The sequence below is a fragment of the Propionimicrobium sp. BV2F7 genome (assembly GCF_000510445.1).
GTDB classification, from domain to species: domain Bacteria; phylum Actinomycetota; class Actinomycetes; order Propionibacteriales; family Propionibacteriaceae; genus Propionimicrobium; species Propionimicrobium lymphophilum.
In genome coordinates this window covers 63,252-87,367 of sequence record NZ_AZIS01000002.1, presented here as the reverse complement: position 1 = coordinate 87,367, position 24,116 = coordinate 63,252, and the positions used below count along the sequence as shown (strand labels likewise).

Annotated in this window: 21 protein-coding genes; 16 read left to right on the top strand and 5 right to left on the bottom strand. The window is 59.1% G+C overall.

Features of this window, described 5'->3' with window-relative positions; genetic code table 11:
* Positions 1–17: 17 nt before the first annotated feature.
* A complete protein-coding gene (locus tag HMPREF1255_RS00450; RefSeq protein ID WP_016455566.1) occupies positions 18–620 on the bottom strand; it encodes a MarC family protein in 603 nt (200 codons plus the stop codon).
* 85 nt (positions 621–705) lie between these two features.
* On the opposite strand from HMPREF1255_RS00450, the gene HMPREF1255_RS00445 reads away from it, so the two are divergent.
* The 6 genes from HMPREF1255_RS00445 to glmM all read left to right on the top strand — a co-directional run bounded on the left by HMPREF1255_RS00445 (position 706) and on the right by glmM (position 7,521).
* Positions 706–1,632, top strand: a complete 927-nt coding sequence (locus tag HMPREF1255_RS00445) for a bifunctional riboflavin kinase/FAD synthetase (protein ID WP_016455567.1) — start codon at positions 706–708, stop codon at positions 1,630–1,632.
* A gap of 139 nt (positions 1,633–1,771) precedes the next feature.
* Positions 1,772–2,035 carry a 30S ribosomal protein S15 gene (gene rpsO, locus HMPREF1255_RS00440; RefSeq protein ID WP_016455568.1) on the top strand — a complete coding sequence of 88 codons (264 nt, stop codon included), beginning with the start codon at positions 1,772–1,774 and terminating at the stop codon, positions 2,033–2,035.
* A 268-nt stretch (positions 2,036–2,303) separates the two neighbouring features.
* On the top strand, positions 2,304–4,529 hold the full coding sequence (locus tag HMPREF1255_RS00435; RefSeq protein ID WP_016455569.1) for a polyribonucleotide nucleotidyltransferase: 2,226 nt from the start codon (positions 2,304–2,306) through the stop codon (positions 4,527–4,529).
* A gap of 116 nt (positions 4,530–4,645) precedes the next feature.
* Entirely contained in the window at positions 4,646–5,380 is a 735-nt protein-coding gene (gene dapB, locus HMPREF1255_RS00430) for a 4-hydroxy-tetrahydrodipicolinate reductase (RefSeq protein ID WP_024110417.1), read from the top strand.
* Position 5,381: 1 nt separating this feature from the next.
* Positions 5,382–6,083, top strand: a complete 702-nt coding sequence (locus HMPREF1255_RS00425) for an LmeA family phospholipid-binding protein (RefSeq protein ID WP_024110397.1) — start codon at positions 5,382–5,384, stop codon at positions 6,081–6,083.
* Positions 6,084–6,171: 88 nt separating this feature from the next.
* Entirely contained in the window at positions 6,172–7,521 is a 1,350-nt protein-coding gene (glmM, locus tag HMPREF1255_RS00420; protein ID WP_016455572.1) for a phosphoglucosamine mutase, read from the top strand.
* A 711-nt stretch (positions 7,522–8,232) separates the two neighbouring features.
* Here glmM and coaA read toward each other — a convergent pair.
* Positions 8,233–9,192, bottom strand: coding sequence for a type I pantothenate kinase (coaA, locus tag HMPREF1255_RS00410; protein WP_036916596.1), 960 nt, complete (start codon positions 9,190–9,192; stop codon positions 8,233–8,235).
* 147 nt (positions 9,193–9,339) lie between these two features.
* Here coaA and glmS point away from each other — a divergent pair, with 147 nt between their 5' ends.
* From glmS to HMPREF1255_RS00395, 3 genes are read left to right on the top strand one after another with little or no spacing between them, the layout of a single operon-like run.
* Entirely contained in the window at positions 9,340–11,181 is a 1,842-nt protein-coding gene (gene glmS / locus HMPREF1255_RS00405; protein ID WP_024110486.1) for a glutamine--fructose-6-phosphate transaminase (isomerizing), read from the top strand.
* A gap of 18 nt (positions 11,182–11,199) precedes the next feature.
* A complete protein-coding gene (locus HMPREF1255_RS00400; protein WP_016455575.1) occupies positions 11,200–11,577 on the top strand; it encodes a holo-ACP synthase in 378 nt (125 codons plus the stop codon).
* The gene (locus tag HMPREF1255_RS00395) at positions 11,574–12,953 is read left to right on the top strand and encodes an NAD(P)H-hydrate epimerase (RefSeq protein WP_024110462.1); all 1,380 of its coding nucleotides are present in this window, start codon (positions 11,574–11,576) and stop codon (positions 12,951–12,953) included. The genes HMPREF1255_RS00400 and HMPREF1255_RS00395 overlap by 4 nt, the downstream gene beginning before the upstream one ends.
* On the opposite strand, the gene HMPREF1255_RS00390 is transcribed toward HMPREF1255_RS00395, so the two are convergent.
* Positions 12,950–14,077, bottom strand: a complete 1,128-nt coding sequence (locus HMPREF1255_RS00390) for a glycosyltransferase family 1 protein (protein ID WP_016455577.1) — start codon at positions 14,075–14,077, stop codon at positions 12,950–12,952. The two genes, HMPREF1255_RS00395 and HMPREF1255_RS00390, sit on opposite strands and share 4 nt — an antisense overlap.
* A 236-nt stretch (positions 14,078–14,313) precedes the next feature.
* On the opposite strand from HMPREF1255_RS00390, the gene HMPREF1255_RS00385 reads away from it, so the two are divergent.
* Positions 14,314–15,315 (top strand): TerC/Alx family metal homeostasis membrane protein, encoded by a 1,002-nt coding sequence (locus HMPREF1255_RS00385; RefSeq protein WP_024110401.1) that lies wholly within the window; start codon positions 14,314–14,316, stop codon positions 15,313–15,315.
* 1 nt (position 15,316) lies between these two features.
* On the opposite strand, the gene HMPREF1255_RS00380 is transcribed toward HMPREF1255_RS00385, so the two are convergent.
* Both HMPREF1255_RS00380 and HMPREF1255_RS00375 read right to left on the bottom strand, forming a co-directional pair.
* Positions 15,317–15,967 carry an MBL fold metallo-hydrolase gene (locus HMPREF1255_RS00380; RefSeq protein WP_024110466.1) on the bottom strand — a complete coding sequence of 217 codons (651 nt, stop codon included), beginning with the start codon at positions 15,965–15,967 and terminating at the stop codon, positions 15,317–15,319.
* Between the two features lie 17 nt (positions 15,968–15,984).
* Entirely contained in the window at positions 15,985–16,716 is a 732-nt protein-coding gene (locus HMPREF1255_RS00375; protein WP_024110504.1) for a maleylpyruvate isomerase family mycothiol-dependent enzyme, read from the bottom strand.
* Positions 16,717–16,769: 53 nt separating this feature from the next.
* On the opposite strand from HMPREF1255_RS00375, the gene uvrA reads away from it, so the two are divergent.
* The 6 genes from uvrA to mutM all read left to right on the top strand — a co-directional run bounded on the left by uvrA (position 16,770) and on the right by mutM (position 24,116).
* Positions 16,770–19,646, top strand: coding sequence for an excinuclease ABC subunit UvrA (gene uvrA, locus HMPREF1255_RS00370; protein WP_051394948.1), 2,877 nt, complete (start codon positions 16,770–16,772; stop codon positions 19,644–19,646).
* Positions 19,643–21,595, top strand: a complete 1,953-nt coding sequence (gene uvrC / locus HMPREF1255_RS00365) for an excinuclease ABC subunit UvrC (RefSeq protein WP_024110453.1) — start codon at positions 19,643–19,645, stop codon at positions 21,593–21,595. Before uvrA ends, uvrC begins: the two co-directional genes overlap by 4 nt.
* Before the next feature lie 92 nt (positions 21,596–21,687).
* Positions 21,688–22,149 carry a DUF177 domain-containing protein gene (locus HMPREF1255_RS00360; protein WP_155938431.1) on the top strand — a complete coding sequence of 154 codons (462 nt, stop codon included), beginning with the start codon at positions 21,688–21,690 and terminating at the stop codon, positions 22,147–22,149.
* A 163-nt stretch (positions 22,150–22,312) separates the two neighbouring features.
* Positions 22,313–22,504, top strand: coding sequence for a 50S ribosomal protein L32 (gene rpmF / locus HMPREF1255_RS00355; RefSeq protein WP_016455584.1), 192 nt, complete (start codon positions 22,313–22,315; stop codon positions 22,502–22,504).
* Positions 22,505–23,272, top strand: coding sequence for a ribonuclease III (gene rnc / locus HMPREF1255_RS00350; RefSeq protein ID WP_024110426.1), 768 nt, complete (start codon positions 22,505–22,507; stop codon positions 23,270–23,272).
* The gene (gene mutM, locus HMPREF1255_RS00345; protein ID WP_024110387.1) at positions 23,265–24,116 is read left to right on the top strand and encodes a bifunctional DNA-formamidopyrimidine glycosylase/DNA-(apurinic or apyrimidinic site) lyase; all 852 of its coding nucleotides are present in this window, start codon (positions 23,265–23,267) and stop codon (positions 24,114–24,116) included. Before rnc ends, mutM begins: the two co-directional genes overlap by 8 nt.

Here is a 24,116-nt window from a genome sequence, read left to right as displayed (position 1 = left end):
TTTTTAGTTTGAGCCGATTAGTGGGTGGCAAGCGAGAAGTAATCCGCGATGCCGTTCAGCGTCATCTGCACGGCCACGATGACCAACACCATGCCCATCAGGCGTTCGATGGCAGTCAAAGTCTTTTCGCCAAACAGCTTGATCAGGGACTGCGAGAAGAACAGCACGATGGCGGTGACGAGCCAAGAGACGATAAGCGCCAGCAGATACCAAGCAATGCCCTCCGGGTTGCGCGAGACGAGCACGATTTCCATCGCCAACAGACTTGGCCCGGCGACGTAAGGCACGGCGAGCGGCACGATGAAGGGCTCGTCCTCCGGCACCCTTTCGCTCAACGAATAGGTTGGCGTCGGGAAGATCATGCGCAGCGCGATCAGCATCAAGATGACGCCACCCGCAACAGTCAGAGCAGGTGGGGAGACGTCGAAAATCTTCATGAACGTCTGGCCGCCGAACAAGAATATGAGCATGACGACCAGCGCGATAAGCAACTCTCGAACCACGATTCTGCGCCTGCGGCGGGCTACCGTGTGGCGAAGAGCCGTGAGGAAAAGCGGAATATTTCCGAGCGGATCCATGATGAGGATAAAGATTGCAGCAGCTGAGATAAACAATTCCACGCAAGGCAGATTAGCGCAGTTGGTTAATTCACGCTTCTTGCCTCTAAGCTGATGTGCGGTTCACTCATCGATTTCGGAGGTCTCAATGCGCCGCAGCGTGGTGTTGATCGGAAACTTTGACGGTGTCCATCTCGGTCACCAGTCGCTGATCGATCGCGCCCGAGCACACGCAACAGCCCTCACGGACGATGAGGGGCCGCTGCCCGTGCTGGCGGTTACTTTCTGGCCGCATCCGACGAAGATTTTTAATCCAGAGCACACACCTAAGCTGCTGTGCCCGCTGCCCGAACGCCTGGATCTGCTGACCTCCAACGGCGTCGACGAGGTCCGCGTGGTTCAGTTCACCGAAGAGATCTCCGGGTGGAGCCCGCAGCAATTCATCGAGACGATCTTGATGCCGCTGAACCCGGCAGCAATAGTCGTCGGCGAGAACTTCCGATTCGGCAAGAAGGCGGCAGGGACTCCGCAGGATCTGCGTGAGTATTCAGCCGGTCTTTCAGACGGCTTCGACGTAGACGAGGTTGCCCTGGCCGAGATCGAGCATCGTGTTGCCAGTTCCAGCGCGATCAGAGAGGCGCTGCAGGCCGGGGACGTCGAGACTGCCGCGGTTAATCTAGGGCGATACTTCCGGGTCAGGGGAGTGGTGGTCGTCGGTGATCAACGCGGCCGACTGCTCGGTTTCCCGACCGCGAACCTGCCCATCAGTTCCGAATACGAGGTGCCCGCGGATGGCGTCTACGCCGGCTGGGTTAGAGTGCTCGATGATCCGGACGTGAAAATGCCTGCCGCGATCAGCGTTGGCTCCAACCCGACCTTCGACGGCGTTCTCAATCGACGCGTCGAGTCTTACGTGCTAGACCGTGACGACCTCGAGCTTTACGGAAAGTGGATCGCGGTGGACTTCGTCGCCCAGCTGCGCGGAATGATCAAATTTAGCTCCGTCGACGAGCTTGTCAAGCAGATGAATAAGGACGTGGAAAAAACCCGCGAGCTGCTGGCCCCGTCCGCCTAGGTCTTTCGCCTTGCCAGGCGATTTAGGTGGCTGGGCGCCAAACTGCTAGAGTATTCAATCGCCGTCTGATCGGCCGCGGATGCCCAAGAGCAACTTAAGTTGCGCCGCGCAACGGGAAACTGAAAGGAGAGCTGTCTTCATGGATGCAGCTGAAAAGAACAAAATTATTGAAGAGTACGCAACGCACCCGGGTGACACTGGTTCTCCCGACGTTCAGATTGCGCTGCTGAGCAAGCGAATCTCCGACCTGACCGAGCACCTGAAGGTCCACAAAGGCGACCACCACTCTCGCCGTGGCCTGATGCTGATGGTTGGTAAGCGTCGTCGTCTGCTCAACTACGTGGCTAAGGAAGACATCAACCACTACCGTGAACTCATTAAGCGGTTGGGTCTGCGCCGGTGACGTTTTGACTTATTTGGGGAGTGGCTGCTCGAGCGGTCGCTCCCCATTGGCGTGTAATGGACAATCTGCATGCCAAGTTCCCCGAGTTAAGTGGATAATGCAAGGGGAAGCGAAAAACTAAATAGGTACTGGGGAATGCGGTTTGGTCCTCGGTAGTGGCTGCCGGGAAGAATGCCCGTTGGCCTCGATCGAAGACCGGCCCGTGGTTTCCCCCTTGAAAACAGCCGAGGCGCAGATTCGCCCGGCTACGACTACATAAGGAGGACCCGTGGAGGGACCTGAAATCAAATACTCTGAGGCCATTATCGACAATGGCAAATTCGGCAAGCACGTAATGCGCTTCGAGACCGGTCTGCTGGCTCAGCAGGCCGACGGCGCCGCCGCAGTTTACATGGATGGCGACTCGATGCTGCTTTCCACTACCACCGCGCAGAAGACCCCGCGCGAATCCATCGACTTCTTCCCGCTAACTGTTGACGTCGAGGAGAAGATGTTCTCCATTGGCAAGATTCCGGGCAGCTTCTTCCGTCGCGAGGGACGTCCCAGCGACAACGCCATCCTGGCTTGCCGCCTGATTGACCGCCCGCTGCGTCCGGCTTTCGTTAAGGGCCTGCGCAACGAGGTTCAGGTAGTTGTTACCGTGCTCGCCATGGACCTGAACGTTCAGTACGACGTTGTTGCTATCAACGCGGCTTCGATGTCCACCCAGATCGCAGGCCTGCCGTTCAGCGGCCCGATCGGTGGCGTCCGCATCAGCCTGATCGACGATCAGTGGGTTGCGTTCCCGACCTACGAGCAGGACGCTTCAGCGACCTTCTCGATGGTTGTTGCCGGCCGCGTGCTGGCCGATGGCGACATCGCCGTCATGATGGTTGAGGCCGGCGGCACCGACGCCACTTGGGACAACGTCCGCGCAGGCAAGACCGCCCCGACCGAAGAGGTCGTTGCTCAGGGTCTCGAGGCTGCCAAGCCGTTCATCAAGGTTCTTTGCGACGCTCAGGCCGAGCTCGCCGAGCAGGTCAATAAGGAAACCTACCCATTCCCCGTATTCAAGGAATACGAAGACGACGTCTACGAGGCAGTCGAGAAGCTGGCCTCCGACGAGCTGGACCGCATCATGCAGATTGCCGACAAGCTCGAGCGTCAGGACGCCGAGAAGGAACTCAAGACCAAGGTCGTCGAGGAGCTCGTCGCCAAGGAGGAGTTCGCCGAGCGCGAGGCCGAAATTGGTGGCGCCTTTAAGGCAGTTCAGAAGAAAATCGTGCGCAACCGCGTCCTAAAGGAAGGCAAGCGCATCGATGGTCGTGGCCCCAAGGACATCCGCACGCTGAGCTCTCAGGTTGGCATCATTCCACGCGTTCACGGCAGTTCGCTGTTCCAGCGCGGCGAGACCCAGGTCATGGGCATCACCACGCTGAATATGCTCGACATGGAACAGAAGCTCGACACCCTGAGCCCGAACAACACCAAGCGCTACATGCACCAGTACGAGATGCCGCCGTATTCCACCGGTGAGACTGGCCGCGTCGGCTCCCCGAAACGTCGTGAGGTCGGCCACGGTCACCTGGCCGAGCGCGCTATCACCCCGGTTCTTCCGGCCCGCGAGGAATTCCCCTACGCGATTCGCCAGAACTCGATGGCGGTTGGCTCCAACGGCTCCACTTCCATGGGTTCGGTTTGTGCATCCAGCCTGGCTCTAATGAATGCTGGCGTTCCGCTGCGCGCCCCGGTCGCAGGCATCGCAATGGGCCTGATGAGCGAGACCGACGAGAACGGTGAGACCCACTACCTGACCTTGACCGACATCCTGGGTGCTGAGGACGCGCTCGGCGACATGGACTTCAAGGTTGCAGGCCCCGAGGGCTTCATCACCGCCCTCCAGCTTGACACCAAGCTAAACGGCATCCCGGCTGACGTTCTGGCTGCCGCCCTGAAGCAGGCTCACGAGGCCCGCATCACCATCCTGGACGTTATGAACGAGGCAATTAACGAGCCCGACGAGATGGCTGAGACCGCGCCGCGCATCATCACCGTCACTATCCCGACCGACAAGATCGGCGAGGTGATCGGGCCTAAGGGCAAGATCATCAACCAGATCCAGGACGAGACCGGCGCCAACATCTCCATCGAGGAGGACGGCACCGTCTACGTCGGCGCCGACAACGGCGAGTCCGCGGAGGCTGCGCGCAAGCAGATCAACGCGATCGCTAACCCTGTCATGCCGCAGAAGGGCGAGCGTTATCTGGGTACCGTCGTCAAGCTGACCAACTTCGGCGCATTCGTCTCCTTGCTCCCGGGCAAGGATGGCCTGCTGCACATCTCGAAGCTGCGCAAGCTGAACGATGGCAATCGCGTCGAGTCCGTCGAGGACGTCGTCAGCGTCGGCCAGAAGTTGCAGGTTGAGATCACCGACATCGACGACCGTGGCAAGCTGTCGCTCAGCCCGGTGGTTGAAGAAGAAAAGTCCGAGGACGCCGAGGCATCCGAGGAGTAATTCTTCAAATAAATAAATAACTTTGATTGGCGGCCCCTCCGGGCCGCCAATTTTTATTCATATTTTTGTCACCAGCACCTAGTAGTGTTCGTTGTAACGAAGTGAGGAGATTTTAAGTGATAAAGGTTGCAGTTTTTGGGGCAAAGGGTCGCATGGGTCAACGCATTTGCCAGGCGGTCGAAGAAGCCGAAGACATGGAGCTGGTTGCAGCGATTGACGCAGGAGAGGACCGCGAACCGGTCAAAGCTGCGGATGTGGCGATCGATTTCACCGTCCCCGACGCGGTTCTTGGCAATATCGAGTGGTGCCTGAGCAATAACGTCCACACCGTAGTTGGCACCACGGGGTTCACGGACGAAAAGTACGACAAGGTTCGCAAATGGCAGGCTTCCAGCAAGGCGAACGCGATCATTGCGTCGAACTTCTCTATCGCTGCCGTGCTGATGATGAGCTTTGCAGCGAAGGCAGCCCCGTTCTTCGAGTCCGTAGAGATAATCGAGCTGCACCACCCCGACAAGTTAGATGCGCCATCGGGTACCGCGCAGACCACCGCCCGCGCGATCTCTCAGGCACGAGAAAAGGCCGGCTGCGCGCAGATTCCCGATGCCACCCAGACAGATCCGAATGGGGCTAGGGGAGCGCAGATCGACGGCGTTCACATCCACGCGGTTCGCTCCCGCGGTCTGTTCGCTCACCAAGAGGTCATCTTCGGTAACCCCGGCGAGCAGTTGACCGTCCGTGACGATTCATTCGATCGCGGCAGCTACATGCCCGGCATCCTGGCCGCAGTTCGCGCTATTGGCGATCGCCCTGGCCTGACAATCGGCATAGACGAACTTTTAGGAGTCTAAATTGCGTACTGCCCTCAAGTGGATTCTCGCCATTTTGATCGTGGTCGCCCTTGCGGTGGGATTCGTTGTGGCGGATACAGCGGTCAAACGAAACGCCGAGATCGCCACCCGCGATCAGATCATGCAGGAGTTCTCAAGCGAATCGGGGCCTGCCGGCGCGAACGTGAAGTTCGATGGTTTCCCGTTCATGAAGTATTTTTTCAACCACAAAATCTCTTCCGGCACGCTCCAGGCCGACAACCTGTACATTGCCGACCAGGACTTCCGCATTGCCAAAGCAGACTTGAGTTTCGACACTTTGTACTTGCCGAAAGAGGGCAGCGGCAAGGTTGATTCTGGGCGAGGCACATTTACGCTTTCCTACGATGAACTGTCCAGGAAAACCGGTAACGAACTCAGCATGTACTACGCGGGCGATGAGCGGGTCGGGGCCAAAGGAAACGCGGAAATCATGGGCACCAGCTCCAAGATGGACATCACTTTCGGCCTAGTGCTGGCCGGCAACGAGATCCGTTACAAGGATGTCAAGGCGCAGTTCGCGGGCTTCACGATTCCTGAGGAACTATTGAACAGCGAGGAGGCCCAGAAACAGATGGCAACTACGCTGCCTGAGGCCCCCGGCTTGACCTACGAGTCTTTGACCCCCACCGAAGAAGGACTTGTGGTCGGCGTTTCAGCCAGCGGATTGGAGCTGTCAGCATAGTCGTCGGGCTCGCCTTTTGAGTTGGCGAGCCCCACTTCCTAGCGCGCCAAAGGTGAAGCTCGCTTGAGATCGCGATAGTTTATAGCTCATGGCACGACTATTTGGAACTGACGGCGTCCGTGGCGTCGCAAACATAGATTTAACAGCAGATCTGGCCCTGAAACTTTCGGTGGCAGCTGCGCACGTGCTCGGCGAGGCTGGGGCGTTTAGCGATAAGCGTCCTCGCGCGATCGTCGGGCGCGACACCCGAATCTCCGGGTCTTTCCTGAAAGCCGCCGTATGTGCTGGTCTGGCTAGCGCGGGTGTGGACGTCGTCGACGTAGACGTAGTGCCGACCCCCGGTCTTGCACACCTGGTGGCTAGCGAAAAATTCGACCTGGGCGTCATGCTTTCCGCAAGCCACAACCCGATGCCCGACAACGGCATCAAGTTCTTCCAGCGTGGCGGCGTTAAGCTTGATGACGCGATCGAGGACGAGATCGAGCGCCAGCTCGACGCCAAGTGGCAGCTGCCAACCGGCGCCAAGGTTGGCGACATCACCTACGACGACACACTGCTCGGCAAGTACATCGAGTACCTCGCAGAAAGCCTGAATGGTGAGTCTCTAAAGGGTCTGAGGGTCGTCTTGGACGGGGCTAACGGCTCCTCCTCCTACACTGCCGTTCCGGCTTTCGAGAAGGCCGGCGCCGAGGTCATCGGCATCAACGTGGAGCCCAATGGCCTGAACATCAACGACAACGCCGGATCCACCCACATCGATGGCCTTCGCAAGGCCGTCATTGAAAATGGTGCAGACGCCGGTTTCGCCATGGACGGCGATGCCGACCGCTGCCTGGCAGTCGACGCTGAGGGAAACGTAGTCGACGGCGACCAGATCATGGCGATTCTCGCTCTAGCGCTCAAATCGCAGGGCAAACTGCACGGCGACACCTTGGTTGCGACGATCATGAGCAACCTCGGCCTGAAGCTTGCCATGAAGGCCAACGGCATCAGCATCGACCAGACGAAGGTGGGCGACCGTTACGTGCTGGAATCCATGCAGGCAAACGGCTTCACCCTCGGTGGCGAACAGTCCGGCCACGTCATTATCAGCGAATACGCCAACACCGGTGACGGCGTCTTGACCGCTCTGCATGTTGCAGCTGCCATGGTCCGCCAGGGCAAACCGCTTGCCGAGCTCGCCAGCGTAATGAAGCAGCTGCCGCAAGTGCTTATCAACGTCCCTAATGTCGACAAGCTGCGCGCCTCCTTGGATCCTGAGATCACCCAGGCCGTGACCTCCGCAAATCAGGAACTCGGCGGGACCGGCCGCGTCGTCCTGCGCCCGAGCGGAACTGAGCCTCTGGTTCGCGTCATGGTTGAGGCCCCGACCCAAGAAAAGGCCGACGAGGTGGCACACCGCCTTGCCGAACTGGTCGCCGAACGCCTCGCGCTGTAAAAACAACAAATCTCAAATGTCCCCGGAGGATTCCGGGGACATTTTTTCTGTCCTACTTGTTTTTGCCTGCTGCTGGATTTGGGCCTCCTCGTCTGGTGTCGCATATCGTGGTTGATCTTGTAGCTTCTGGGTGGTTGCTGGTCTGGGTTGCTTTGTCGAGCGAGTCGCCGTGTCTTCGTTCATCTCTTATCGCTTGCGCAATGAACGAGCTATCACTCTCGCCACGCCTCGATGCTCGTCAAACCAACCCAGCCCAGCACCCTCACTTTTAAAAGTGGTCACCGCGTCGCCAGTGAAAATTAACGTGGAAGAAATTGTTCGTAGTCGGATCTTTTCTTCCTCGTTAAATCTTGGCGGATCAATGTGGAAGAAAATGTTCGATGTCGAGCTTTTTCCACCTCGTTAATCCACATGGACGCGGGTGGGCACCTAGGAATCTGAGGTTGTGGGAGTTCGGGTCTTTGAAGGAACATCATGGCGTGGCGGGAGCGACGATACCCAAGCGTCGCTTGGGTGAGAAGCGGAGACACGTGCCCAGTGACGCAAAGACCCGAATCCCACAACCGTCGATAATCAACCAGGCCAACCACCAGACGTTGGCACCCAAACCGATCACCACGTCGAAGAACAGCGGGAACCAAAAAGTTCGTAGTCGAATCTTTTGGTTCCCGTTGATTTTGCGGATACAGCGTATAGCCGCTGGGTAGGTGCCTAGATCTTGCGGATTCGCACGTGGCGGATCGAGTGGTCGGAGGACTTACGTAGCACAACGGTTGCGCGTTCGCGGGTCGGGTCGATATTGGCGCGAAGGTTCGGGCCATTAGTGGTCTCCCAGATCGAAAGCGAGGTTTCTCGGGCTTCGGAGTCGTCCAGAGTGGCGTACTTGTGGAAGTAGCTGCTCGGGTCCGCGAAAGCGCTGGAGCGCAAGGCTAGAAAGCGGGATAGGTACCAGCGGCGAATGTCGGCCTCGTCGGCGTCCACGTAGACGGAGAAATCTAGGAAGTCGCTGACGGTGAGCCGCTGACCATTGCGTTGAATGGTGGCGGGCTGCAGAACGTTCAAGCCCTCGACGATTAGCACGTCTGGCTGTTCGATGACGATTTTGTCGTCCTTGACGATGTTGTAGATGAGGTGCGAATACTTCGGCGCGACCACCCTCGGATTGCCCGATTTAACCGCGATGACGAATTCGAGCATTGCGCGCTGGTCGTAGCTTTCGGGGAAGCCCTTGCGATCAAGGATTCCGCGGCGCTCAAGCTCATCGTTGGGGAAGAGAAAACCATCGGTCGTCACCAGATCCACCTTCGGCGCGGAAGGTTGCCTGCGCAGCAGCTCAGCGAGGAGACGAGCAGTGGTGGATTTGCCGACGGCGACGGAACCGGCTACGCCGATCACGAACGGGGTGCGGGTGGGCTTGATGCCCAAGAATTCGTTGGAATTCGAGTACATCCGCGCGGTGTTTTTGCGATAAAGCTCGACAAGTTGAGTCAGCGGCAGGTAGACCTCTTCGACGTCCTGCAGGCTGGTTGGGTCTTGCAGGCCCCTGAGTTTTTCAAGGGTCGCGCTATCGAGCGTCGTGTGCGAGGCTTGGGCCAGTTGCGCCCAACTCTGCCTTGGAAGGATTAGCCAGGGCCTGTTAGGCGACTGGCGGACTGCGATAGTCATTTGCATCAAGCTTAGGGTCTCGGCGGATAAGCTCCCAAAATATTACAGTTGAAAAGCTCCTATGTCATAACGGGAAGTTATTTTTTAGTTTTCTTGAGCCTAAAAACCGTGGTTGGCTTGTTGTGACGTGCAGCTTTGCGAGAAGATAACTCTATGTGTGGAATCATCGGATACGTCGGCGCTAAGTCGGCACAGCACGTAGTAATCGAGGGCCTACGCCGCCTGGAGTATCGCGGCTACGATTCGGCGGGTATCGCGCTCGTCGGAGCTGACGGGCTGCACACCTCTAAAAAGGCTGGCAAACTGTCTAACCTGGAAAACGAGCTCGCTGCGCACGCACTGCCCGAGGCCACCACCGGAATCGGTCACACCCGTTGGGCAACGCACGGCGGCCCGACGGACGAAAACGCCCACCCCCACGTCAGCGCCAACGGCAGAGTTGCTTTGGTGCACAACGGAATCGTCGAGAACTTCGCCGAGCTTCGCAACGAGCTGATCGGCCAGGGCGTCAAGTTCAACTCGGAGACCGACAGCGAGGTTGTCGCTCAGTTGCTCGGCAAGGCAGTAGAGAACAATAACCTCCTGGATGCCATGCGCGAGGTAGTAGCCAGACTCGAGGGCACTTTCACTCTGGTCGCGGTCGACGCCACGGACCCGAAGCACGTGGTCGCGGCCCGCAGGAATTCGCCGCTCGTCGTCGGCGTGGGCAAGGGCGAGAACTTCGTCGCGTCCGATGTCGCGGCTTTCATCGAACACACCCGCGAGGCGATTGAACTCGGCCAGGACCAGATCGTTCAGATCAGCGCAGATGAAATCAAGGTCATCAACTTCGATGGAACCGACGCTGAGACCCGCAGCTATCACGTTGATTGGGACGCGTCCGCTGCCGAAAAGGGCGGCTACGACTGGTTCATGCGCAAGGAGATTTTCGAGCAGCCGCGCGCGGTAGCCGACACCTTACTTGGCCGCTATTCGGCTAACGGCGAGCTGGTTCTGGACGAGATGAGCATTCGTCCCGAGGATCTTCGCCGGGTAAACAAGATCGTCATCGTCGCCTGCGGCACGGCATACTACGCGGGTATGGTAGCCAAGTACGCGATCGAACACTGGACTCGCGTGCCTTGCGAGGTCGAGCTGGCCAGCGAATTCCGCTACCGGGATCCCATCGTTGATCCGATGACGCTGTGCGTAACGATCAGCCAGTCGGGCGAGACCGCCGACACCTTGATGGCGATTCGTCACGCTCGCGAGCAGCACTGCAAGGTGATCGCCATCTGCAACACCAACGGTGCCACCATCCCGCGCGAATCTGATGCGGTTATTTACACCCACGCCGGCCCGGAGATCGGCGTGGCCTCCACCAAGGGATTCCTGACCCAGTTGGCGGCCTGCTACCTGCTCGGTCTCTACCTGGCTCAGGTTCGTGGCATGAAGTATGGCGACGAGATCAAGACGATCATGGCCGAGCTTGAGCGGACTCCGGAGCTCATCCAGCACGTACTAGACCAGGCGGATGATGTATATGAGCTTGCTCGCGAGGTCGTCGGCCTCAACGACTTCATATTCCTTGGCCGTCACGTGGGATATCCGGTCGCCCTGGAAGGCGCTTTGAAGCTGAAGGAGATCGCCTACCAGCACGCCGAGGGATTTGCCGCAGGCGAGCTGAAGCACGGCCCGATCGCGATCATCGAGCCCGGTATGCCGGTGTTCGTGATCGTCCCACCTAAGGGACGCGATCAGCTTCACGAGAAGGTCGTGTCTAATATTCAAGAAGTAAGGGCTAGAGGAGCGCGCACGATCGTGCTGACCGAAGAAGGCGATGAGTCAGTGGTTCCGTTCGCCGACAAGGTCATCTGGCTGCCGCACGTTTCCACGCTGCTACAGCCGCTGGTCTCAGTCATTCCGCTGCAGCTCTTCGCCTGTGAACTGGCCACCTTGCTGGGCAACGACGTCGATCAGCCGAGGAACCTGGCCAAGTCGGTAACAGTGGAGTAACTAGGTAAGGGATGCGTAATGACCCGGATCATCGGTATCGGTGTTGATATTTGCCAGGTAGACCGGATGAGCGCCGCTCTGAAGCGACATCCCGGTTTGGCGAACAAGCTGTTTACAGCCGATGAATTGGTCAACAGCGAGGGCGAGAGACGCTCCGACCAGTCTCTGGCTGCCAGGTTTGCCGCTAAGGAGGCGCTGGTGAAGGCCTTGGGCGGACCTGGTGGATTGCGCTGGCACGATTGCCAGGTGATCTCGGACTCGTCCGGAAAAGTTCATCTGGTGCTCAGCGGAACGGTTAAGGCCGCCGCGGAAAAGGCAGGCGTGCTAGACACCCATCTGTCGCTTTCACACGATGCCGGTCTTGCCGTCGCCCAGGTGGTCTGCGAGGGGCTATGAGGCAGGTTGCCCGCGTCGCCCAGATCCGTGTGGCTGAGGAGGCCTTCTTTCAGGCGAATCCCGACGTCGATCTGATGCAGCGTGCCGCCGCGCAGGTGGCCGAGATGGCGGATTCGATGATTGTTCCCGGCGGTACCGTGCTCGTCGCGGCGGGGCCGGGCAACAACGGCGGCGACGGGTTGTACGCGGCCAGCCGGCTGGCGAAGCTGGGGTTCCAGGTTTACGTTTGGCTGCCCCTGAATAAGACCCACGAGGCTGGTCTGAGCGCGGCCTTGCAGGCAGGAGCGACGCTAGTCGATTCTTTCGATGAATTAGACGTCGATCTGGTCATCGACGCTGTGTTCGGCATCGGCGGGCGTCCAGGCATTCCAGCCAACATGGTGGGACTGGCCGAGTTTGTGGAGTATACGGGCGCCCCGGTTCTAGCGGTGGATATTCCGTCCGGTCTGGATGCCGATAGCCACCGGGTTTCGGCTCCATGTCTGCCTGCCGATGTGACCGTCACTTTTGGCGCTTTCAAGTTCTGCCAGGTGGCCTATCCAGCTAAGGCGAAGTGCGGCGAGGTTCGGCTGCCAGACATCGGTCTAAAGGTGCCCGAAACAGCTATCGGTCAGCTGGACGAGTTGGACGTCGGCGGGCTGTGGCCGGTTCCGGATCACACAAGCGACAAATATTCTCGTGGCGTGCTGGGCATAGACACTGGCTCGCAGAAGTATTTCGGGGCCGCTTTTCTAAACCTTTCCGGCGCACTCCATGCGGGTGCCGGCATGGTTCGATACGCCGGTCCAGTTCCTAAAGAGACCGTGGTCTCGAAATTTTCTTCCGTCACCATCGGCGTCGGGAAAGTGCAGGCCTGGTTGGTCGGTTCGGGCTGGGGTGGGCCTGATAAGCAACGCCTGGAAAAGCGTGTCAGCGACGACGTCCCGATGGTCATCGATGCCGAAGCCATCGATTCCCTAGAGGGGCTAAAGTTGCCCGAAAACAGCCTGCTAACTCCGCACGCGGGCGAGCTGGCCAGGCTGCTTCGAGTCGAACGTTTCGAGGTGGAAGACGACCCCATCGGAAGCGTCAAAAACGCCGCGAACAAGGTTGGTGCCACGGTTTTGCTGAAGGGCGCCACCCAATTCGTCAGCGACGGCGAGAACGTGATCATCGCCACCGAGGGCTCCGCTTGGAGCGCGCAAGCCGGTTCCGGGGACGTTCTCGCTGGTATCTGTGGCACTTTGTTAGCCGCAATGGGCGGTGAGTACCCAGCAATTCTCATCGGAGCGTTGGGCGCCTCCATCCAGGCTATGGCTGCACGGTCAAACCCAGGCCCGCACACTCCCGAAGAGGCTGCAAAGGCCATGGCCGAACTGATTGGCAGGTTAGTTTAGGCTCCCGTGACGAGCGTGCTCGAGATCGCCTCGTCGTAGTATCCGACGAGCTGCTCGCAAAGCTTCGCCCAGCTCCTGTTCAAAGCTCGCCGGCGCCCTGCCTGGCCGAACGCTTGGCGTTTGTCTGGATCAGAAACCAATCCGGCGACTGACGAGCGCAGCGCGCCCAGTTCACCCGGCGGGTAGAGGTATCCGTTGAAGCGGTCTCGGACGATGTCTATCGGCCCGCCTTTGCCCGTCGCGACCACCGGAAGACCGGATGCCTGGGCCTCCTGTAGGGTCTGACCGAACGTCTCAGTTTCGCCTGGGTGAACGAAAATGTCGGCGCTGGCCAGGTACACGGGCAGTTCGTCACCGGTTTTCATTCCCGTGAATATCGCCCCAGGTAGCATGGTTTCGAGCTCTTTGCGCTTGGGCCCGTCTCCGATGACCACCAGCTTTGTGTTCGGCAGATTCAAAAGCACCCGCAGATCCTCGACCTGTTTTTCGCGCCCGAGACGTCCCATGTATGCGATTACCGTCTCGCCGTTCGGAGCCCAAGAGTCGTGCAGCGACTGGTTGCGTTTGGCCGGACTGAACCGCTCGGCGTCCACGCCTCGACCCCACACCTGAACCCTCTCGAAGCCTCTCCTTTCGAGCTCATCGCGGGTGTAAGAAGAAGGCGCCAGCGTCATTGTGGCCATGTTGTGCATCCGCTTCACGTAGCGCCAAAAAAGCGGTTCCACGGCCGGATAACCGTAGGTGGCAACATATTTCGGAACTTCGGTCTGGTAGAGCGCGACGGTCGGGATGCCCAGCTTCGACGCCGCCAATATGCCCGTGTGACCAAGCGCAAATGGCGCAGCCAGGTGCACGACGTCCGGACGGAACTGGGCGAACATTTTCTTGATCGTGCGGTTGCGTGTCGTCGACAACCTGAGCTCCGGATACCACACCAGACTCATCGAGGACGTGGCGTAAACGGGGAAGCCCTGGTAGGAGGTGGGCATGCCGTCTGGGTGCTTAGGAGCTATGACGATTGCCTCATCCCCACGGCGTTTCAGGTGCTCCAACATCCTAAGAACTGAGTTCGTCACTCCGTTGACGCTGGGCAGGAAGCTCTCAGACACAAAAGCGACTCGCATGAGTTAAAGGATAACCCCACATGCCCCATATTCCGCACGTCGAATGTCTTCGCGGGCAACGAGAGAGTTGCCTCGTCTGGCATTTGGCAATTTTCGCAGGCACAATTGAATGGCTGGAGGGGAGTAACCTCACATGTGAAGATCGTCATCCCGAAGCGAAAGCTTCCGGTCTCACAGCGATTGATCGCGGCCAGACCTCCTAAACGTTTTAGGCATCTGCCATAAGGAAGGTTTTAATGCATGTAACGCCATTGGCGTGGGTGATCACCATTGCCGTGCTCACCACTGTGCTGGTTGTTGACGTCATCATGATGAAGCGCAAACCGCACGAGCCATCAATGAAGGAATGCGCCATCGCGATCTCGATTTTCGTGGGCGCAGCGATCTTGTTTGCTATCGGAATCGGTTTATTCGCGCACCCCACTGACCCGACTAAAACCAGTTGGAACTACGCAACCGAGTTCATCGCCGGCTACCTGACTGAATATTCGCTTTCGATCGATAACCTGTTCGTCTTTATCATCCTCCTGGGCAGCATGAAGGTGCCCCGCAAGTATCAGCAGTTCACGCTTATGATGGGCATTATCCTCGCCCTGATCTTCCGCGGAATCTTCATCGCCCTCGGTGCCGTAATCATCAACACCCTCGCCTGGGCGTTCTTCATTTTCGGCGTGTTCCTGCTGTACACCGCCTGGAAGCTGGTGGATGATTACCGCAAGCCCGAACACGAAGAGACGAGTCAGCCCTCAGACAACAAGCTGATGCTCTGGATCAAGAACGTCGTGCCCTCCACCGAGGAGTACCACGACACCCATCTGAGCCTGAAGATCGACGGTAAGCGCGTCTTCACCCCGTTGTTCTTCGTGATCGTTGCGCTCGGCTCCGTCGATATCATGTTCGCGCTCGATTCGATTCCGGCCATCTTTGGCCTGACCCAGGAGCCATACCTGGTATTTACCGCGAACTTCTTCGCCTTGATGGGTCTGCGCCAGCTTTACTTCCTGCTCGGTGGTCTGCTCAAGCGCCTGGTCTACCTGTCGCTTGGCCTCTCGTTCATCTTGGCCTTCATTGGCGTGAAGCTGCTGCTACATGCCGCGCACCACTACGGCTGGATCGGCTGGGAGGTGCCCACCTGGCTATCGCTGGTGGTCATCATCGTCACTCTCGTCGTGACTGCGGTGGCGAGCCTAATGAAGACCAGGCACGCCCCCAAGCTCGAGCCGGAGCACGAGCTCTAACTCACCAACCTCGTTGACGCCACTGCTCTAGCTGCCCTCGCTCGGCACCTAGGGTGGTGGCGTCGCCGTGTCCGGGGTGGATTACGGTGTCGTCGTCGAAGACATCGAAGATCTTCTTTGTGACGTCGTCTAGCAGTTGGTCAAAGTCGTCCCGGCTATTCGTTTTGCCGACGCCTCCGGGGAACAGCGAGTCTCCGGTGAAGATGTGTGCGGTGCCTTCGTCCGGGGCAAGCGCAACGGCGATCGAGCCTGGAGTGTGCCCGACCAGCCCAATGATCTCCAGCAGGCTGTCTCCGACTACAAAGTGGTCGTTGTCCCAGACTGGCTCGCTGACGACGCCGGTCTCGTCCGTGATGGCGTGAGCGTCGTCTTCACCCGCGAGGACCTGGGCGTCGCAGGAGTCTGCGATGGCTTTAAGCGCCTGCAAATGATCGTGGTGACGATGAGTGGTGAGAATGTGTCCGAGCTTGTTTTCCCCGATCAGTTTCTTCAGGAGGTCGGGGCTGTCCGCGGCGTCGATGAGCAGCGCGGAACCCTCGTCGGGCACCAAAAGATACGTGTTGTTGTCCATATCTGAAACGCTCGCCTTGGTGACCGTTATGTCTGCCACCTTGAAGGTGAGCGGGCTGGCAAATGGTTCGACGTGATACATGGTTTCCTCCATGGAGATTATGGCAGGTTATCGTGCGGCGGTGCGCCGAGTTCTAGCATTCTTTCCTGGCTCATTCGCCCGGTCAACCAGCCGAGAAGCAGATTATCTGGTCCGGTTACGGTCGGGGCGGAGATTCGGTCTGGTCCCACTTGAGCCTCGATACCGCTATCCGAGACGATTCGGGCCGCCGGCGCGTTTTGCCTCACGGATGGCAGCAGCGTGTTCAGCTCGAGCAGCCAGGTTGCGACGGGCTGGCTGACGTCGTCGATGGTCTGACCGCAGCCGAGATCGATGTGATGCAGAACCGTCTCGTTTAGCCGCAGCACGGTCAGAATGTCGGAACTTACCGTCAGGCCATCGGCTGTCTCGAACGTGAAGCTTGGGCAGATGCTCTGCAGGCATTGATTTAGCTGGCCCGCAGTGGTGTCAAGCGCCACCTGAAGCTCCAGCGCGCTACGTTCGGATGCGCGCTCTAGGGCTTCGGAGCTTTGTCGCGGCATCCGTAGTCGGTAGCCGGGCGGGGCAACCCTGGCGTCCCGGACCAGCTGCATGGTGTTCTCCGCTTGGATCGCCAGGTGCGCGGCGATGTGTGCTCTGGTCCAACCGGGCAAGAGGGACGGCTTTTGCCAGTCTTCGTCAGAAATGGCGATGGTGTCGCCGAGCAGTTTGCTCGTCTCTTCCAGCTTGTGCTTCGCCAACTCTGTGAAGTTGGTAACGCTCGTCAGCCGCCTTAAGCCTAGGGTTTCCATATCTTTAGCAAACCACGTTAGGGCAAAACTGTCATTGTCTTTTCCCTGTTTCGATGCGGCAGGGATGGTTTAGGCGGGCAAGTAGCATTGAAAGAGTGATTGATCGGCTAGTGATTCGTGGCGCCCGCCAACATAACCTGAAGAACGTCTCCCTGGACCTGCCTAGGGATTCCCTGGTGGTTTTCACAGGGCTTTCGGGCTCGGGTAAATCGTCTTTGGCGTTCGACACTATTTTCGCCGAAGGTCAGCGCCGTTACGTCGAGTCTCTTTCCGCATACGCCAGGCAGTTCCTGGGACAGATGGATAAGCCCGCGGTGGACTTGATCGAGGGGCTTTCGCCGGCGGTCGCCATCGACCAGAAGTCGACGAGCCGCAACCCGCGTTCGACGGTCGGCACGGTCACCGAGATCTACGACTACCTCAGGCTTCTTTTTGCTCGCGTCGGCCACCCGCACTGCATTGTGTGTGGCGAGCCGATCGCTAAGCAGAGCCCGCAGCAGATCGTCGACCAAATTTTGGCTATGCCCGAACGAACGCGCGCCCAGGTTCTTGCGCCGATGATCCGAGGCCGCAAGGGCGAGTACTCCGAGATGTTTAGGAACCTGTCGACGCAGGGCTACGCCAGGGTGAAGGTGGACGGCGAGACGTACCGCATCGGCGAGGTCCCCGCCCTGAACAAGCAGAAAAAGCACGACATTGACGTTGTCATCGACCGAATCTCCGTCAAGGATGAGGCCAAGCAGCGCATTACTGATTCCGTCGAGACCGCGCTCGAGCTGGCAGGCGGCATCGTGACGCTGGACTTCGTTGATCTTGCCGAGGACGACCCGCAAAGGATGCGGACGTTCTCCGAAAACATGGCTTGCCCGAATGGCCACAACGTCGAGATGGACGAGCAGGAGCCAAGGCAGTTCTCGTTCAACTCTCCGTGGGGTGCGTGCCCCGCCTGTGACGGTCTCGGCTTTTCCGAGGAGGTAGACCCCGAGTTAGTGGTCCCGGACACCTCGAAGTCTCTTGCTGAGCGTCCCATCGCGCCTTGGGCCAACCCAATGACCGCCAAGCATTACAGTCACGTCTTCGAGTCTCTGGCCGAGCGCGATGGCTTCTCGATGGATACACCGTGGCGAGACCTGCCGGCAAAAACCCGCAAGTACATTTTGGAGGGCAACAAGGACGCCGTCGTGGTGCGCTACCGCAACCGGTTTGGTCGCACCCGCAGCTACACGCAGAAGTACGAGGGCGTGCTGCCAAACGTCAAGCGCCGCTACCAAGAGGCAGAGACGGATGCCGCGAGAACGCGCTGGGGTCAGTACATGCGAGAGATCCCCTGCCGGGCCTGTAAGGGACGCCGGCTCAAGCCTACGACTCTGGCCGTTACCGTCGGTGGTCTGAACATCGCCGAGGTTTCCGAGCTGCCGATCTCTAAAGCTGCGACTTTCTTCTCGGATCTCGAACTGAGCGATACCGAGCGCCAGATCGGCAAGATGGTGCTGCGCGAGATCGACGAGCGGCTCAAATTCTTGGTCGATGTCGGCCTCGATTACCTGACGCTGTCCAGGGCGGCAGCTACTCTCTCGGGCGGTGAGGCGCAGCGCATCAGGCTCGCCACGCAGATCGGATCTGGGCTGGCCGGCGTGCTTTATGTGCTCGACGAGCCCTCTATCGGTCTTCACCAGCGCGACAATGATCGGCTCATCGCCACGCTCAAAAAGTTGCGCGATCTGGGCAATATGCTGATCGTCGTCGAACACGACGAGGACACAATCCGCGAGGCCGATTGGCTGGTGGACATCGGCCCGGGCGCTGGCGTCAACGGTGGCGAGGTCGTGGTCAACGGCACGCTCGACGACATGCTTAAGAACGAGCGCTCCATCACGGGTGCCTATCTTTCCGGGCGAAAGAAGATCGAGGTGCCGGCCAAGCGACGTCCGGGTAACGGCAAGGAGATCGTGGTCCGAGGAGCTCGAGAAAACAATCTCAAGGACATCACCGTCCACTTCCCGCTTGGCAAGCTCGTTGCGGTTACGGGCGTCTCCGGCTCGGGTAAGTCATCGCTGGTGAATTCGATCCTTTACACCGCGCTTGCTCACGACATTCACGGGGCCCGCGCTGTGCCCGGCAAACACAAGCAGATCGATGGCGCGGAAGAAATCAATAAAATCATCCACGTCGACCAATCGCCGATCGGACGCACACCTCGTTCGAATCCCGCCACGTACACCGGTGTTTTCGACAAGGTGCGCCAGCTTTTCGCAGCCACTCCGGAGGCGAAGATGCGCGGCTACCAACCCGGACGATTCAGCTTCAACGTGAAGGGCGGGCGCTGCGAGAATTGCTCCGGCGACGGCACCATCAAGATCGAGATGAACTTCCTGCCCGACGTCTACGTGCCCTGCGAGGTCTGCCACGGCGCGCGCTATAACCGCGAGACGCTCGAGGTGCGCTACAAGGGCAAGACCATCTCCGAGGTTTTGGACATGCAAATCGACGAGGCTGCGGAGTTTTTTGCCCCGATCAAAGCCATATCAAGGCACCTGGACACGCTGGTCGACGTCGGCCTGGGCTACGTCCGCCTCGGTCAGCCGGCAACGACACTCTCCGGTGGCGAAGCGCAGCGTGTGAAGCTCGCCACCGAACTGCAGCGTCGCTCCACCGGGCGCACGATGTACGTCCTGGACGAGCCGACCACCGGACTGCATTTCGAGGACATCCGCAGGCTGCTGGACGTGCTGAACAGGCTGGTTGATCAAGGCAATTCCGTGGTCGTCATCGAGCACAATCTTGACGTCATCAAGACCTCCGACTGGGTCATTGACCTTGGTCCGGAAGGCGGCGACGGCGGCGGCACCCTGGTGGCTCAGGGCACGCCGGAAAAGATCGCGGCGGACAAGAACTCTTACACAGGTAAGTACCTAAAGCGAGTTCTATGACAGATCCCGCTAGCTACCGGCCGGCGCCGGGGTCCATTCCGACGGATCCCGGCGTCTACCGCTACCTGGATCCGCACGGCAAAGTCATCTACGTCGGCAAGGCAAAAAATCTTAGAAACCGGCTGAATTCTTACTTTGCCGACCCAGCGAGCCTGCATCCGCGCACGCAGACGATGATGAGGACAGCGGCCAAAATCGAGTGGACGGTGGTGCAGAACGAGCTCGAGTCGCTGCAGCTCGAGTACACCTGGATTCAGCTTTACAAGCCCAGGTTCAACATCATGTACCGCGACGACAAGAGCTACCCGTGGCTTGCGGTTACGTCAAGCGACGAGTTCCCGAGGGTGTTCGTCGGCAGGGGAGCCAAGCGCAAGGGGTGGAAATACTTCGGTCCGTTTGGCACGGCGTGGGCGGTTCGCGACACATTGGACACCCTGTTGTGGGTATTTCCGATGCGCTCGTGCAGGAATGGCGTTTTCAATCGCGCCCAGGCCTCAGGCAGGCCGTGCCTGTTCGGTTATATCGGAAAGTGTTCGGCGCCGTGCGTCGGCAAGATCAGCGCCGAAGATCACAGGCAAATCGTCAACGATTTCTGCGCTTTCTGGGCGGGCAAATCCAACAAGATGGAGCGAAAGCTCACGGCTCAGATGGAGGAGGCCTCCGCGAACCTAGATTTCGAGCAGGCGGCCGTGTTGCGCGATCGCATCTCTGCGCTTCGCAAGGCCACCGAGAAGAACGCAATCGTGCTCTCCGACGACACCGATCTGGACGTCATCAACGTCTGCGACGATCCGCTGGAAATCGCTGTGCAGATCTTCCGAGTGCGTTCCGGGCGTGTCAGGTCGGAGAACTCGTGGGTTGCCGACCGGGCAAACGATGCGCCGGTCTCCGAGCTGCTCGAATCGTTCATCCTGCAGCTATACGACGACCACCACGTGCGCACCGAGACCGAAAACATTCCTCCCGAGATTCTGGTGCCCGATATGCCGCCCACTGCGAGCTTGCTCGAAGAGTTGCTCTCGAAGAAGGCCGGGCGAAAGGTTCGACTGCGCGTGCCCAAACGGGGCCAGAAACTGGATCTGCTGGACACCGTAGGCAAGAACGCCCAGCAGGCGCTCGCCAGGCACAAGACGAAGCGAGCCAGCGACCTGACGACGCGCAGTCAGGCGCTCGATCAGCTTCAGGAGGCACTCGGTTTAGAGAGTGCCCCGCTGCGGATCGAAGGTTTCGACATTTCGCACACCCAAGGCCAAGAAGTCGTCGCCTCGATGGTTGTTTTCGAGGACGGCCTGGCCAGAAAGAGCGAATACAAGCGCTTCCTGATCAAGAGCTTCGAGGGCTCCAACGACGTTGCCGCCATGGGCGAGGTGTTGCGGCGCAGGCTTGGCAGGCTGCTCGACGATCGCAAGGCGATGGGGGAGGACGAGACCCTTATCGACCCGACGACGGGTGCCCCACGCAAATTCTCTTACGCCCCTTCGCTGATCGTCGTCGACGGTGGCCTGCCTCAGGTTAATGCCGCCCAGGAGGTGCTCGACGATCTCGGGTTGTCCGCAGAGATAATGCTGATCGGCCTTGCTAAACGCTTGGAGGAAGTCTGGATCCCCGGCGAGGAATTCCCCGTGATTTTGCCGCGCAACTCCGAGGGCCTATACCTGTTGCAGCGGGTCCGTGACGAGTCGCACCGTTTCGCCATCACCTTCCACCGCAGCCGCAGGGGCAAGGCGATGCTGGAGTCTGCACTTGACGGAGTGCCCGGGCTGGGTGAGGTGCGTCGTAAGACGCTAATCAAGGCATATCCGAGCATGAAGAAGCTTCGCGCAGCGAGCGCAGAGGAAATCGCCGAGCTGCCTGGCTTCGGCATAAAAACCGCGGAGGGCATCGTCGACGCGCTTGCTGCTGAACCCGAGGGCCAATCGATAAACATGACCACCGGCGAGGTCACCTAAAGTTTGTGCGTTTCGGTAGGATTAAGAGCGTGAGTCAAGAAAAAGATGACAAGTGGGTAGTTAGCGTCCACGACCTGTCCGGCGACGGCCAGATGCGCGAGATCGAGGATCAGCTGCCGGCCCCGCAAGACCTAGGTATCGAGATGGCTAAGGTGCCAGCTGGCGAGCCGCTGGATGTTAACCTGCGCCTAGAGTCGGTTAGCGAGGGCGTACTGGTGACGGGGTCCGTCGACGCCGATATCGAGGGCACCTGCTCCCGCTGTCTCAAGGAAATCTCTTGGCCCCAAAACTTTACGGTTCAAGAGCTCGTTTATTACCCCAGCAAGGATGCGGAAGAGGACGCCTTCCTGGTGGCGGACGACGCCATCAACCTGGAGCCGATCATTCGCGAGGCCATCGTTTTGAACCTGCCGTTCAGCCCCCTGTGTGACGACGATTGCGCCGGCCTTTGCCCCAGGTGCGGGATGGACCTGAATGAGTTCCCGGATCACGTCCACGAGGCTCCGATCGACGACCGCTGGAGCGCGCTCAAAGGTCTGAATTTGGAAAACTAGATGCCTTCACGGTTTTGTTTGATTGGCCAGACGCGATAGCATGAACCGCTGGCGGATTCGATGTGCTCTTTTGCGTGCGCTTGAACGTGCGGTTAATCGAGCCCGATGGCGCCTTGAACTTAAATATGAGGCATAGGGCCTCAACCATCCTAAGGAGAAGATAGTGGCTGTTCCCAAGCGCAAGATGTCGCGCAGCAACACTCGCTCGCGTCGTTCGCAGTGGAAGACTACCCCTGTGCAGACCGTGACCTGCGCCAACCCGGCTTGTGGCGCGCAGCACCTGCCGCACACCGCTTGCCCCGAATGCGGCCAGTACGGTCCGCGCGGCGAGCGTCGTCAGGTTTTGGACGTTTAATTGAACTCCGACGAGGGTCGGCTCACCAGCGAAAACTCGCCTGCATGGCTGGAACACTTCGCTGAGTCGGGGCTCGGAAAACTCTTAGACAGGTTGGGTGTACATGTTTCACCCGACCTGTTTGATTTAGCGCTCACACACAGGTCTTGGGCGTACGAAAACGGCCATGCTCCGCACAACGAACGCCTGGAGTTCCTTGGCGACGCGGTGCTCGGCGTGATCGTCACGGATCACCTCTACCGCACGTTCCCGGACGAGCCCGAGGGGCAACTAGCTAAGCTGCGTGCTGCCGTCGTCAGCTCAGTTGCGCTTGCCGACGTGGCACGCGACCTGCACATCGGTGGCCTGATCAAGCTCGGCAAGGGCGAGATAGGCACTGGTGGAGATGACAAGACCTCGATTTTGGCCGACACTATGGAGGCCATCATCGGTGCGATCTTCATCGGCTGTGGAATGCAGGCGGCATCCCGCTACGTCCACACCCTGATCGATCCGCGCATCGAACTTGCTGCTAACGCAGGCGAGAGCCTCGACTGGAAGACATCACTTCAAGAGATAGCTTCCGAGATGGGGCTGCCGGCGCCCAAGTATGACGTCACGGGCTCTGGTCCAGACCACCGTCGCACCTTCTCCGCGGAGGCGATTCTGGGCGATCTTTCGTTTGGCCCTGGCGTCGATTCCAGCAAGAAGCGTGCCGAGCAGCAGGCTGCCTCTATTGCTTTCCGAGAGTTAAAGGCCCGCCAGGATACTCAAGTGTCAGATGCCTGAGCTTCCCGAGGTTGAGGTAGTCCGCAGGGGACTTGAAAAGAACGTTACAGGCCGGATGGTCTGTGACGTAACTGTTCTGCGCGAACGTCCGGTGCGCTGGGATGGCCCAGACGCCTTCAAAGCGGGTGTTGTTGGACGCACTTTTGCCGCACCACGCAGACGCGGCAAATACCTCTGGTTCCCGTTCAGCGATGGAGATGCCATGCTCGCGCACTTGGGCATGAGCGGGCAGTTTCGGATCGATGCGCCGGGCGCCGATCTGGCCCCAAATACTCGGGTGCTTTTCGATCTGGACGACGGCCGTCAGCTGCGGTTCGTCGATCAACGAATGTTCGGCGGCCTACAGCTTGCCCCGCAGGGCGCTCAGCTGCCGGCCCAGGTGAGCCACATTGCCCTCGATCCGTTCGATGAATACTTCAACATCGAGCAGACCATCGAGCGAATCCGTGCGAAGCGCTCGACCATCAAGCGGGCGATTCTCGATCAGTCCGTTATTAGCGGCATCGGGAATATTTACGCAGACGAATGCCTTTGGCGTGCCAAGACCCATTACGATCATCCCACTCAGCGGCTCACCGCGGCCCGGGCCCGTCGGGTATTGGTGGCGGCGAAAGAGGTCATGACCGAATCGCTGGCCCAGGGCGGCACCAGTTTCGACGAGCTGTACGTCGACGTGAACGGCTCGAGCGGTTATTTCTCGCGCAGCCTGAACGTTTACGGTCAGGAAGGCAAGCCGTGTGCCAGGTGTGGCACGCAGATCCGAAGGGATTCGTTCATGAATCGGTCGAGCTATCTTTGCCCGAAATGTCAGCGTTTACCCCGCCCAATCCACGGCGATAAGTAA

Coding starts and splice junctions, on each gene's coding strand:
- HMPREF1255_RS00445 (WP_016455567.1), top strand. CDS start 706: ATGCGCCGCAGCGTGGTGTTGATCGGAAACTTTGACGGTGTCCATCTC.
- rpsO (WP_016455568.1), top strand. CDS start 1,772: ATGGATGCAGCTGAAAAGAACAAAATTATTGAAGAGTACGCAACGCAC.
- glmM (WP_016455572.1), top strand. CDS start 6,172: ATGGCACGACTATTTGGAACTGACGGCGTCCGTGGCGTCGCAAACATA.
- coaA (WP_036916596.1), bottom strand. CDS start 9,192: ATGCAAATGACTATCGCAGTCCGCCAGTCGCCTAACAGGCCCTGGCTA.
- glmS (WP_024110486.1), top strand. CDS start 9,340: ATGTGTGGAATCATCGGATACGTCGGCGCTAAGTCGGCACAGCACGTA.
- HMPREF1255_RS00400 (WP_016455575.1), top strand. CDS start 11,200: ATGACCCGGATCATCGGTATCGGTGTTGATATTTGCCAGGTAGACCGG.
- HMPREF1255_RS00395 (WP_024110462.1), top strand. CDS start 11,574: ATGAGGCAGGTTGCCCGCGTCGCCCAGATCCGTGTGGCTGAGGAGGCC.
- HMPREF1255_RS00390 (WP_016455577.1), bottom strand. CDS start 14,077: ATGCGAGTCGCTTTTGTGTCTGAGAGCTTCCTGCCCAGCGTCAACGGA.
- HMPREF1255_RS00385 (WP_024110401.1), top strand. CDS start 14,314: ATGCATGTAACGCCATTGGCGTGGGTGATCACCATTGCCGTGCTCACC.
- HMPREF1255_RS00380 (WP_024110466.1), bottom strand. CDS start 15,967: ATGTATCACGTCGAACCATTTGCCAGCCCGCTCACCTTCAAGGTGGCA.
- HMPREF1255_RS00375 (WP_024110504.1), bottom strand. CDS start 16,716: ATGGAAACCCTAGGCTTAAGGCGGCTGACGAGCGTTACCAACTTCACA.
- uvrA (WP_051394948.1), top strand. CDS start 16,770: ATGCGGCAGGGATGGTTTAGGCGGGCAAGTAGCATTGAAAGAGTGATT.
- uvrC (WP_024110453.1), top strand. CDS start 19,643: ATGACAGATCCCGCTAGCTACCGGCCGGCGCCGGGGTCCATTCCGACG.
- HMPREF1255_RS00360 (WP_155938431.1), top strand. CDS start 21,688: ATGCGCGAGATCGAGGATCAGCTGCCGGCCCCGCAAGACCTAGGTATC.
- mutM (WP_024110387.1), top strand. CDS start 23,265: ATGCCTGAGCTTCCCGAGGTTGAGGTAGTCCGCAGGGGACTTGAAAAG.